The 11,236-nt window shown below is 60.6% G+C and carries 10 protein-coding genes; 7 read left to right on the top strand and 3 right to left on the bottom strand.

Going from position 1 to position 11,236, the window contains the following annotated elements; all coding sequences use genetic code 11:
• Window positions 1-256 precede the first annotated feature (256 nt).
• From JWU58_RS25175 to selO, 3 genes are read left to right on the top strand one after another with little or no spacing between them, the layout of a single operon-like run.
• A complete protein-coding gene (locus JWU58_RS25175; protein WP_123443994.1) occupies window positions 257-1,999 on the top strand; it encodes a potassium/proton antiporter in 1,743 nt (580 codons plus the stop codon).
• Window positions 2,000-2,033: 34 nt separating this feature from the next.
• Window positions 2,034-5,387: a mechanosensitive channel MscK gene (gene mscK, locus JWU58_RS25180; RefSeq protein WP_206421179.1), complete on the top strand. Its 3,354-nt coding sequence runs from the start codon at window positions 2,034-2,036 to the stop codon at window positions 5,385-5,387.
• A gap of 48 nt (window positions 5,388-5,435) precedes the next feature.
• Window positions 5,436-6,899, top strand: coding sequence for a protein adenylyltransferase SelO (selO, locus tag JWU58_RS25185; protein WP_206421180.1), 1,464 nt, complete (start codon window positions 5,436-5,438; stop codon window positions 6,897-6,899).
• A 5-nt stretch (window positions 6,900-6,904) separates the two neighbouring features.
• On the opposite strand, the gene mazF is transcribed toward selO, so the two are convergent.
• Both mazF and mazE read right to left on the bottom strand, forming a co-directional pair.
• Window positions 6,905-7,267, bottom strand: coding sequence for a type II toxin-antitoxin system toxin MazF (gene mazF / locus JWU58_RS25190; RefSeq protein ID WP_206421181.1), 363 nt, complete (start codon window positions 7,265-7,267; stop codon window positions 6,905-6,907).
• Complete coding sequence (gene mazE, locus JWU58_RS25195) at window positions 7,267-7,536, bottom strand: type II toxin-antitoxin system antitoxin MazE (protein ID WP_008077592.1); 270 nt, start codon at window positions 7,534-7,536, stop codon at window positions 7,267-7,269. The genes mazF and mazE overlap by 1 nt, the downstream gene beginning before the upstream one ends.
• A gap of 238 nt (window positions 7,537-7,774) precedes the next feature.
• Here mazE and trxC point away from each other — a divergent pair, with 238 nt between their 5' ends.
• Window positions 7,775-8,209, top strand: coding sequence for a thioredoxin TrxC (gene trxC / locus JWU58_RS25200; protein WP_206421182.1), 435 nt, complete (start codon window positions 7,775-7,777; stop codon window positions 8,207-8,209).
• 129 nt (window positions 8,210-8,338) lie between these two features.
• On the opposite strand, the gene JWU58_RS25205 is transcribed toward trxC, so the two are convergent.
• Window positions 8,339-9,109 carry a ParA family protein gene (locus JWU58_RS25205; RefSeq protein WP_206421183.1) on the bottom strand — a complete coding sequence of 257 codons (771 nt, stop codon included), beginning with the start codon at window positions 9,107-9,109 and terminating at the stop codon, window positions 8,339-8,341.
• Between the two features lie 356 nt (window positions 9,110-9,465).
• Between JWU58_RS25205 and JWU58_RS25210 the strand changes: the two genes are divergently transcribed.
• The 3 genes from JWU58_RS25210 to JWU58_RS25220 are packed head-to-tail and all read left to right on the top strand — an operon-like array spanning window position 9,466 to window position 11,232.
• Complete coding sequence (locus JWU58_RS25210) at window positions 9,466-10,191, top strand: beta-ketoacyl synthase chain length factor (protein WP_206421184.1); 726 nt, start codon at window positions 9,466-9,468, stop codon at window positions 10,189-10,191.
• A complete protein-coding gene (locus tag JWU58_RS25215) occupies window positions 10,167-10,979 on the top strand; it encodes a lysophospholipid acyltransferase family protein (protein WP_016772024.1) in 813 nt (270 codons plus the stop codon). Before JWU58_RS25210 ends, JWU58_RS25215 begins: the two co-directional genes overlap by 25 nt.
• Window positions 10,957-11,232 (top strand): phosphopantetheine-binding protein, encoded by a 276-nt coding sequence (locus JWU58_RS25220; protein ID WP_016772025.1) that lies wholly within the window; start codon window positions 10,957-10,959, stop codon window positions 11,230-11,232. Before JWU58_RS25215 ends, JWU58_RS25220 begins: the two co-directional genes overlap by 23 nt.
• Window positions 11,233-11,236: the final 4 nt, after the last annotated feature.

The following is an 11,236-nucleotide window of genomic DNA, read 5'->3' on the forward strand; positions in this document are numbered from 1 at the left end:
ATCCCTGTTGGGTGGCGAAGCCGCCCCAAAAGCAGCGTATGCGGTTTCATCAGAGGACCCGCGTACAAGGGTTTTACGACGGCTGCGCCGCCGAACGGGGATGAATCCCCTCGCCACAGTCATCATTCGCCGCATTTTCAGGGTGATTCTGCAGAAAAGCTTTTTGACAGCATCACATTTCAACAGGTTAGAATCGCTGGCACGCAGACTGCATGGTCAGTTTGTGCCTCGTCTTTACGCTTCTGGAGTACTGCCTTTGAATGCGACGACCATCAACAGCCTGTTCTTGATCGGCGCGTTGCTGGTAGGCGCAAGCATTCTTGTCAGTTCTCTTTCTTCACGTCTCGGCATTCCGATTCTGGTCATCATTCTCGCGGTCGGCATGGCTGCCGGGGTCGATGGTGGCGGGATCATTTTCGATAACTACCCGACGGCCTATCTGGTCGGCAACCTCGCCCTGGCAGTGATCCTGCTCGACGGCGGCTTGCGTACGCGGGTATCGAGTTTCCGCGTGGCGTTATGGCCGGCGCTGTCGCTGGCCACGGTCGGGGTGTTGATCACCACCGGGCTGACCGGCATGGCCGCTGCGTGGCTGTTCGACCTCAATCTGATTCAGGGCCTGCTGATCGGCGCCATCGTCGGTTCGACCGACGCCGCTGCGGTGTTCTCGCTGCTCGGCGGTAAAGGCCTCAACGAACGGGTCAGCGCCAGTCTGGAAATCGAATCCGGCAGCAACGACCCGATGGCGGTGTTTCTCACCGTCACCCTGATCGACATGCTCGCCAGCGGCGAAACCGGCCTGCACTGGAGCCTGCTGAGCCACCTGATCCGCGAGTTCGGCATCGGTGGCGTGATCGGTCTGGGCGGTGGTTGGGTGATGCTGCAACTGGTCAATCGAATCAATCTCGCCGCCGGGCTCTATCCGATCCTGATCATTGCTGGCGGTCTGGTGGTGTTCGCGCTGACCAACGCCTTGCATGGCAGCGGCTTCCTTGCTGTCTATCTGTGCGGCCTGGTGATCGGCAACCGCCCGGTGCGCAGCCGCCACGGCATTCTGCATATGCTCGACGGCATGGCCTGGCTGGCGCAGATCGGCATGTTCCTGGTGCTGGGCCTGCTGGTCACGCCCCACGATCTGCTGCCGATCGCCCTGCCCGCCCTCGGTCTGGCGCTGTGGATGATCCTGTTCGCGCGGCCGCTGTCGGTGATGGTCGGCCTGCTGCCGTTCAAGGCCTTCCACGGTCGTGAAAAAGCCTTTATTTCCTGGGTCGGCCTGCGCGGCGCGGTGCCGATCATTCTCGCGGTGTTCCCGCTGATGGCCGGCCTGCCGCAAGCGCAGCTGTATTTCAATCTGGCGTTCTTCATCGTACTGGTGTCGCTGCTGGTGCAGGGCACGAGCCTGCCGTGGGTGGCCAAGCTGCTCAAGGTGACGGTGCCGCCAGAACCCGCGCCGATTTCCCGGGCGGCACTGGAAGTGCACGTGACCAGCGAGTGGGAACTGTTCGTTTACAAGCTCGGCGCCGAGAAATGGTGCATCGGTTCGCCCCTGCGTGAGCTGAAAATGCCCGAAGGCACACGCATCGCGGCGCTGTTTCGTGGCCAGCAACTGCTCCATCCGTCGGGTAGTACGGTGCTGGAAGTCGATGATTTGCTGTGTGTTATTGGCCATGAACACAACTTGCCGGCCCTCGGCAAACTGTTCAGCCAGGCACCGCAACGCGGCCTCGATCTGCGTTTCTTCGGTGACTTCGTGCTCGAAGGAGACGCCCAGCTTAAAGCGGTTGCAGCGCTGTATGGCTTGCCGGCCGAAGGCATCGATCCGGACATGACCTTGGGTGCGTTCATTGCGCAAAAAGTCGGGGGTGCTCCCATCGTCGGCGACCAGGTGGAGTGGAACAACACCCACTGGACGGTGGCGGTCATGGACGGGAACAAGATCGGCAAAGTGGGCGTCAGATTCCCCGAAGGAAGTCGCCCGGGCCCCGGACTCTTCCTCTAAACTGCTCCCACTCTCACTTGCTTGACCGGTCTCTATGCCTACCCTGCGCTCCTTTTTCGCCGCGGCCCTGCTGGGCCTCAGTCTTGTCGTCGGCCCGCTGCATGCTGCCGAACCACCGTCCAGCGATGCCGTGCAGGCCAGCCTCGACAAGCTGGCCGACAGCAAACTGCCGGACGCCGACAAGAAGACCCTGCAGACCGTGCTGCAGAACACCCTCAATCAGCTGAACAACCAGCGTGATTACGAGCAGAAACTGATCGATCTCAAGCGTCAGCTGGCCAACGCGCCGAAGCAGACGATTGAAAATACCCGCGAACTCAGCCGCCTCAAGGCCACCGCACCGGTGCCGGTCGCGCAGCGTTTTCCGAAGGAGTCGATTCAGCAACTGGAGCAGATCCTTACCGATCGCTCGACCCAGCAGAGCGATCTGCAAAAAGCCCTGGCCGAAGCCAACAGCCTGATCATCACCGCACAGACTCGCCCCGAGCGTGCGCAGGCGGAAATTTCCGCCAGCCAGACGCGCATCCAGCAGATCAACACCATCCTCAAATCCGGCAAGGACACCGGCAAAACGGTCACCGCCGAACAGCGCGACCAGTTGAACGCCGAACTGGCCGCACTCAATGCGCTGATTCCGCTGCGCCGCCAGGAACTGGCCGGCAACACCCAGTTGCAGGATCTGGGCAACGCTCAGCACGACTTGCTTTCGGAGAAATCCGACCGCCTCGACCGCGAGATCCAGGAACTGCAAACCCTGATCAACCAGAAGCGTCTGGCGCAGTCGCAGGAAACCGTTACCCAGCAATCGATCGAGGCGCAGAAGGCCGGCGGCAGCAGCCTGCTGGCGAGCGAGAGCGCGACCAACCTCAAGCTTTCCGACTATTTGCTCAAGAGCACCGACCGTCTCAACGAAGTCACGCAGCAGAACCTGCAGACCAAACAGCAACTCGACACCCTGACCCAGAGCGATTCGGCACTGGACGAGCAAATCAACGTGCTCAAGGGCAGCCTGCTGCTGTCGAAAATTCTCTACAAACAGAAGCAGGCGCTGCCGCACTTGAAGGTCGACCGCGACCTCGCCGACCAGATTGCCGATATTCGTCTGTATCAGTTCGATGTCAGCCAGCAGCGGGAGCTGCTGAGCAATCCGGCGACCTACGTCGACAATTTGCTGGCCACGCAGCCGCCGGAGCAGGTCACCCCGCAACTGCGCAAGAGCCTGCTCGATCTGGCCAACACCCGCGCTGATCTGCTCGAGCGGCTGAACCGCGAGTTGAGCGCGATGCTCAACGAATCGATCACCCTGCAGCTCAACCAGAAACAATTGCTGAGCACCGCGCAAAGCCTGCGCGCGACCCTCGACGAACAGATGTTCTGGATCCCCAGCAACAAACCGCTGGATGTGGAATGGATGCGCGGTGTGCCCGAGCGCCTGGAGCGGCAGGTCAACACCTTGCCGTGGGCGTCGAGCCTGAGCGAACTGGCTGACGGCCTGACCCAGCGGCCATTGCTGTTCCTGCCATTGGCGCTGCTGATCGGCGCCCTGTTGTGGCGCCGCAAGGCGCTGTACGGAAGACTCAACAAGGTTCACCAGGACATCGGCCACTTCAAGCGCGACAGCCAGTGGCACACGCCGCAGGCGATTCTGATCAACATCCTGCTGGCGATGCCGGTGGCGCTGGGTCTGGCGCTGTGCGGTCTGGCCCTGCAGATCGATGCGCGCGGGCAGAACGCCAACATGGGCGCGGCGCTGTTGCAGATGGGCCAGGCCTGGCTGGTGTTCTACACCGCATACCGGATTCTTGCGCCGGGTGGCGTGGCGGAATTGCACTTCCGCTGGGAAAAACCGCAGGTCGAGTTCCTTCAGGGCTGGGTGCGTCGATTGGGCCTTGTGGTCATGGCGCTGGTGGCCGTGGTGGCCGTCGCCGAATTGCAACCAGCGGCGCTGGCCGATGACGTGCTCGGCATGCCGGTGGTGCTGACCTGCTACGCCTTGATGGCGTGGCTGCTCAGTCGCCTGCTGATCAGCAGCCCGACGCACCAGAACGCTTCGCTGTTCCGCAAAGCCGTTGGGGTGATGTTCACCCTGCTGCCGATCGCGCTGTTTGTCGCGGTGTGCTTCGGCTACTACTACACCGCGCTGAAACTCAGCGACCGCTTGATCAACACCCTGTACCTGCTGATGTTCTGGCTGGTGATCGAGGCGACCTTCGTGCGTGGCTTGAGCGTTGCCGCGCGGCGTCTGGCTTATCAGCGCGCACTGGCCAAACGGCAGGCGGCAAAAGAGGCCGGCGACGGCGAAGCGGTGATCGAAGAGCCGACGCTGGACATTGAAAAGGTCAACGAGCAGTCCCTGCGCCTGATCCGCCTGGCCCTGCTCGGCGGTTTCATCGCGGCGCTGTACTGGGTCTGGTCGGACCTGATTTCGGTGTTCTCGTATCTGGACAACATCACCCTTTACGAATACACCAGCGGCACCGGCGCCAACATGAGCATGGTGCCGATCAGCATCGGCGACATGCTCGGCGCGCTGATCATCATCGGCATCACCTTCGCGCTGGCGCGCAACTTGCCCGGCCTGCTCGAAGTGTTCGTGCTGTCCAAGCTCAATCTGGCGCAGGGCAGCGCTTATGCAACAACCACGCTGCTGTCCTACGTGATTGCCGGCGTTGGTTTTGTCTCCACCCTGTCGACCCTAGGCGTCAGTTGGGACAAGTTGCAATGGCTGGTGGCAGCGCTGTCGGTAGGCCTCGGTTTCGGTATGCAGGAGATCTTCGCCAACTTCATCTCCGGCATCATGATCCTCTTCGAACGCCCGGTGCGGATCGGTGACACCATCACCATCGGCAACCTGTCGGGCACGGTGAGCAAGATCCGCATCCGCGCCACGACCATCACCGACTTCGACCGCAAGGACATCATTGTCCCGAACAAGACGTTCATCACCGGGCAACTGATCAACTGGTCGCTGACCGACACCATCACCCGCGTCACGCTGAAACTCGGCGTCGATTACGGTTCGGATCTGGACCTGGTCAAGGAACTGCTGCTCAAAGCGGCCCGGGAGAACCCGCGTGTGCTCAAAGAACCTGAGCCACACGTGTACTTCCTCAACTTCGGCGAAAGCACCCTCGACCACGAACTGCGCATGCATGTACGCGATCTCGGTGACCGCAACCCGGTGCTGGATGAGGTCAACCGCTTCATCAATCGCGAGTTCAAGAAGCAGCACATCAACATCTCGTTCCGGCAGATGGAGGTTTATCTGAAGAACCTGCACGGCCAGGAATACAAGATGGTGCCTGTGGAACCCGAGAACAAAACCATCGTGCCGATCGTCGACGGGCAGAAACCGTCGCAGGAACCGCCACCGAGCAAACTCGACTAACCGACATGGTCCCAGCAGAATGCTCGGACATTCTGCTGGAGCCGGCCCGTGAAAGCCCTCGACGAACTGACTTTCGACAACCGCTTTGCCCGCCTGGGCGACGCGTTCTCCGCGCACGTGCTGCCCGAGCCGATCGACAATCCGCGTCTGGTGGTCGCCAGCCCGGCCGCCCTGGCCTTGCTCGATCTCGATGCGGCCAGCGCCGACACCGAAGAATTCGCGCAGCTGTTCGGCGGCCACAAGCTGTGGGCCGACGCCGAGCCACGGGCGATGGTCTATTCCGGCCATCAGTTCGGCGGTTATACCCCGCAACTGGGCGACGGGCGCGGCCTGCTGCTGGGCGAGGTGTACAACAACGTCGGCGAGCATTGGGACCTGCACCTCAAGGGCGCCGGGCAAACGCCCTTTTCGCGCATGGGCGATGGCCGTGCGGTGCTGCGCTCATCGATTCGCGAGTTTCTCGCTTCCGAAGCGCTGTACGCGCTGAACATCCCGTCTTCGCGGGCCGCCTGCGTGATTGGCTCCGACACGCCGGTCTGGCGGGAAAAGCAGGAACGCGCGGCGATGGTGCTGCGTCTGGCACCGAGCCATATCCGCTTCGGCCATTTCGAATACTTCTACTACACCAAGCGCCCCGAGCAGCAGAAACAGCTTGGCGAGCATGTGCTGGCGATGCACTTCCCCGAATGCCTGGAGCAACCGGAACCGTATCTGGCGATGTTTCGCGAAATCGTCGAACGCAACGCCGAGCTGATCGCCAAGTGGCAGGCTTATGGCTTCTGCCACGGCGTAATGAATACCGACAACATGTCGATCCTCGGCATCACCTTCGACTTCGGCCCGTTCGCCTTCCTCGACGATTTCGACGCAAATTTCATCTGCAATCACTCCGATGATCAGGGCCGCTACTCGTTCAGCAATCAGGTGCCGGTGGGCCAGTGGAACCTCAGCGCGCTCGCCCAGGCACTGACGCCGTTCATCAGCGTCGAGGCCCTGCGCGAAACCCTCGGCTTGTACCTGCCGCTGTTCCAGGCGCACTACCTCGACCTGATGCGCCGCCGCTTCGGCTTCACCACCGCCGAGGACGACGATCAGCAACTGCTGGAAAACCTGCTGCAACTGATGCAGAACAGCGGCGTCGACTACACGCTGTTCTTCCGCCGCCTCGGTGAAGAGTCAGCCGAACAGGCCATCGCCCGCCTGCGCGACGATTTTGTCGATATCAAAGGTTTCGATGCATGGGGCGAACGCTACGTCGCCCGGGTCGGCCGCGACGGCAATGCCGATCAGGCACAACGCCGCGCACGGATGCATGCCGTCAATCCGCTGTACATCCTGCGCAATTATCTGGCGCAAAAGGCTATTGATGCGGCGGAACAAGGGGATTATGCCGAGGTACGCCGACTGCATGCGGTGCTGAGCAGACCGTTCGATGAGCAGCCGGGAATGGAAAGTTACGCCGAGCGACCGCCGGAGTGGGGAAAGCATTTGGAGATCAGTTGTTCTTCGTAGGCGCTTCAGCTTAGCGGGTCGATTGCACTGATTACACGGTCGACGATGTCAGACATTGTCACATCATCCAGTCGCTCGATGAATTTGGCCGTGCCGTCTCGTACCCGTTGTTCTATGTCAAAACTGCGAACCTGATTACACACCGCTACACCATTAGTTTCGTGGCCAGTAATGGCGACCACCAAACCCATATTCCGGCTGAAATTCCCACCGCTAGTAACAGGCACCGTCATGCTCACGCCCAATGCGTTGATCTCTCTGGGCGTGATCACCACAAAGCGATGTCTGTTCATCATCTCCCGCCCCGCCACTGGGTTTAAATCAATCCAGTAAACGTCACCCCGCTGAGGGGGCTGTCGGCGCACCATCAACCCAGCTCCCGGCCGACAGAATCACCTTCAAGGGTCTCGCTAGTCTGGGCGTTAAGTTTCTGCAATTCTTCTGCGCCTTCGAGTAGCTCTGACAAACTATAACGCTTACGCGTAGCGGCTACGGCTGGACGAGCAATCAGTTCGCCATCGACCACATTCAGCTCTAGCTGTGCGCCAACCTCCAGATGCAACAACTTTAAAAGCGTGGGCGGAATCGTAATGACGGCAGCGCCGCCTTGGCGGCGTATCTTGGAAGTTACGGACATTATGTCGCTCCGATTTGATGCATAGGAATCATCGATTCCTGGATTAGTGCAACAAAAGTAGCACGCAGATAAAGACAAAGCGATCTCCTCACGACAAGCGTAAAAACGCCGAATTGGTCTTCAGACTAGCCATCGATCCCGGAACTGTTTTGAGAAAAATGTGAGCAGTTGCGACATTGATAATGTTGGCAGATCGACTCCAAATCAGTTCTATAGACTGCCTATCAGAGAACCAATCATGACCACCCCACTCCTCATCCCCTGCCCCTCCTGCAACGGCGTCAACCGCATTCCAGCCGAGCGTCTCGCCGATCAACCCAAGTGCGGACGCTGCAAATCTGCGGTACTGCTGAGCAAGCCTTTCGAACTCAAGCAAGGCGATTACGCCAGCCAGATCAAGGGGGATCTGCCGTTGCTGGTGGATGTCTGGGCGGAGTGGTGTGGGCCGTGCAAGTCGTTCGCGCCGGTGTTTGAGCAGGCTGCGGCGCAGTTGGCGGGCAAGTGTCGGCTGGCCAAGCTCGACAGCGAAGCGAATCAGCAGTTGTCGGCGCAGTTGGGGATTCGCTCGATTCCGAGTCTGATTCTGTTTAAAAACGGCAGGGAAGTGGCGCGACAGAGCGGTGCGTTGCCATTGCCGCAGTTGATGGCGTGGCTGCGTAGCCTAGGCATCTGACCCAACACAGACCACCCTGTGGGAGCGAGCCTGCTCGCGAAGGCGGTCGATCATTCAGCGCCGATGTTGAATGTGCCGGCCTCTTCGCGAGCAGGCTCGCTCCCACAGGATTTGCGTGTGAGTGGGGAATCAGTGGTCTTCCAGCAGATTGTGCAGTTCCACAAACTGCTGGGTCAGCTTGTGCCGTGGATCGAGGTGGATCAGCGGCATGCTCGCTTGGTGCGACTCGCGCATGCGCACCGAACTGCTCAGGTACACCGGCAGTACCGGCAAGCCTTCGGCGATTAACTCATCGAGCATCTGCTGCGGCAGGCTGGCCCGCGTCTGAAACTGATTGACCACGATGCCTTCGACTTCCAACCCTTCGTTGTGGTCATCCTTCAACTCTTCGATCTCGGCGATCAGTCCGTACAGGGCCTGACGTGAAAAGCTGTCGCAGTCAAAGGGGATCAACACGCGATCCGCGGCAATCAGCGCCGATACCGCGTAGAAATTCAGTGCTGGCGGGGTATCCAGATAAATCCGGTCGTAGTCCTCGGACAATTCGTCCAGCAACTTGCGCAGCTTGTTGATCTTGTGTTTCGCCTCGAGCTTGGGCTGCAGGTCGGCCAACTCGGCGGTGGCGGTAATGATGTGCAGGTTGTCGAACGGCGTTTCATAGATGTCCGCCTGATTCTTTTTCGAGAACGGCCCGGAGGACAGGGTCTGTTTGAAGAAGTCAGCGATACCCATCGGGATATCGTCGCCGGTGAGACCGGTCAGATACTGAGTGGAATTGGCCTGGGCATCGAGGTCTACCAACAACGTGCGATAACCCTCGCTGGCGCTGACCGCCGCCAGATTGCAGGCGATGCTGGATTTGCCCACGCCACCTTTCTGATTGAACACCACGCGCCGCATGACCAAACCTCCGTGTATCAAAGAATGACCGAGTGTAGTTGTCGGTGACCGCGCTTCGCTACCTTCACCGACATGGACTACGTCGTCAGGTGTAAAAATCGACGCCCAGGCATGGAAAAAACCGCCAGCCATCACAGAGACACCTGACAGACACGCCGCGTCAAATCTGGATAATGGCCAAGTGATAGCCATGCAGCGAACCGCTCGGTACATTTTGTTGGGCAAAATGTAACCAACATTTGCTACACACCCGTCGCACCGGGATAATGCGCGCCACCCGGCGCCCTGCGCCAAGCCAAGCCTGCTGCGGCGCTGGCGACTCAACGCGTCAACGAAAGCCCGCAGGGGCGGGATGAATGTCCGTGATCAACTTCAACATCGCCCAATGGCGCGCGTGGGCCCCGGGGCTCGACAGCGTGGACGCCTGGCAGGCCTGGAGCCGACAACCGGTCGTGCTGCAGAGCAGTGATGCCGCGCCCGATGTGTCGTTTCTGCCGGCCATGCAACGCCGTCGCCTCAGCCGCCTGGCGCGGATGGCCTTCAGCGTTGGCTGGCCGCTGGCCGAAGGCCGGGACCATCTGCCGCTGGTGTTCGTCTCGCGGCACGGCGAAACCCCACGCACGTTTGAAATCCTCCGCGATCTGGCCACCGAACAGCCCTTGTCGCCGACCCAATTCAGCCTTTCAGTGCATAACGCGATCATCGGTTTGTGGTCGATCATGCGCGGTGAAACCAGCGAAATGACCGCCCTCGCGGCGGCTGGCGATGGCCTTGAACACGGCATGCTTGAAGCAGCCGCACTGCTCGAAGAAGGCGCCCCGGCCGTGCTGCTGGTGATCACCGAAGAGCAACCGCCCGAGGCGTATTCGCAGTGGGTCGATGACGTGCCATTCCCTTATGCGCTGGGTTTATTGCTCACGCCCGGTACCGACTGGCGGCTGACCCTGAACAGCAGCACCGAAACCCGGTCCAAGGCGCACTGGCCGCACGCGCTCAACCTGCTGCGAGTCCTGCTCGGCCAGCAACCTGACTGCCAACATGCGTGGAAAAATCGTGTATGGACCTGGCATCCCAACCCGTGACGGCCAAACACCGCGACGCCTACTACTGGCGGCTGCTGGCCACTGCTGCGAGCTTCGCCTTGTTCGGGCTCGGCGGGCTGTGTCTGCGCCTGCTGGTATTTCCGCTGCTCGGCTGCCTGCCCGGTGACGCGCTGGTCCATCGCCTGCGCGCGCGGCGTACGGTCAGTCGGTTGTTCTGGTTTTTCGTGCGTTTCATGGCCCGCACCGGCGTGCTCACTTACGACATCGAGGGTGCCGAGCGCCTCGGTCGGCCAGGGCAGATGATCATCGCCAACCACCCGTCGCTGATCGATGTGGTGTTTCTCATCGGCCTGGTGCGCCACGCCAATTGCGTAGTGAAGAAAACCCTTTGGGAAAACCCGTTCACCCGTGGCCCGCTGCGCCGCACCGAGTACATCAGCAACGACGGCAGCATGGATATGCTCGACGCCGCCGCGCAGTCGTTGCAGGACGGCCAGACTCTGATCATCTTTCCCGAAGGCACCCGCACCCAGCCGGGGCAGGCGCCGGCCTTTCATCGGGGGGCGGCGGCAATTGCCCTGCGCGGTGCGAAAATCGTTACCCCGGTGATCATCAAGGTCAGCCCGACCACCCTGACCAAAGCCGAGCCGTGGTATCGCATCCCCCATCGCCGCGTGCACTTCAGTTTTCGCGTGGGGGCCGATATAGACCCACAGACCTTCGCCGCGCAAGGCCCCGCACCGCAGGCCTCGCGCAAGCTCAACGATTATTTGCATGACTATTTCATTAAGGAGCTCGCCGCAGATGAGCGATCAGAACACCGCTAGCCTGGTGCGTGACATCAAACTGCTGATCATCGACGCCTTGGGCCTCGAAGACATCAGCCCCGAGGACATCGGCGACGAGCAGACATTGTTCGGCGAAGGCCTCGGCTTGGATTCGGTGGACGCGCTGGAACTGGGCCTGGCGATCCAGAAAAAATACGGCATCAAGATCGACGCCGATGCCAAAGACACTCGCAACCATTTCACCAACGTGGCCAGCCTTGCGGCATTCGTCACGGCAAAACAGGCAGCTTGAGACC

Origin of the sequence: Pseudomonas atacamensis (assembly GCF_017167965.1) — a bacterium.
GTDB classification, from domain to species: Bacteria; Pseudomonadota; Gammaproteobacteria; order Pseudomonadales; family Pseudomonadaceae; genus Aquipseudomonas; species Aquipseudomonas atacamensis.

What these genes read in the sequence shown, in the direction of transcription:
- mscK (WP_206421179.1), top strand. Translation starts at nt 2,034, where the DNA reads ATGCCTACCCTGCGCTCCTTTTTCGCCGCGGCCCTGCTGGGCCTCAGT.
- mazF (WP_206421181.1), bottom strand. Translation starts at nt 7,267, where the DNA reads ATGGTGCGCCGACAGCCCCCTCAGCGGGGTGACGTTTACTGGATTGAT.
- mazE (WP_008077592.1), bottom strand. Translation starts at nt 7,536, where the DNA reads ATGTCCGTAACTTCCAAGATACGCCGCCAAGGCGGCGCTGCCGTCATT.
- trxC (WP_206421182.1), top strand. Translation starts at nt 7,775, where the DNA reads ATGACCACCCCACTCCTCATCCCCTGCCCCTCCTGCAACGGCGTCAAC.
- JWU58_RS25205 (WP_206421183.1), bottom strand. Translation starts at nt 9,109, where the DNA reads ATGCGGCGCGTGGTGTTCAATCAGAAAGGTGGCGTGGGCAAATCCAGC.
- JWU58_RS25210 (WP_206421184.1), top strand. Translation starts at nt 9,466, where the DNA reads ATGTCCGTGATCAACTTCAACATCGCCCAATGGCGCGCGTGGGCCCCG.
- JWU58_RS25215 (WP_016772024.1), top strand. Translation starts at nt 10,167, where the DNA reads ATGGACCTGGCATCCCAACCCGTGACGGCCAAACACCGCGACGCCTAC.
- JWU58_RS25220 (WP_016772025.1), top strand. Translation starts at nt 10,957, where the DNA reads ATGAGCGATCAGAACACCGCTAGCCTGGTGCGTGACATCAAACTGCTG.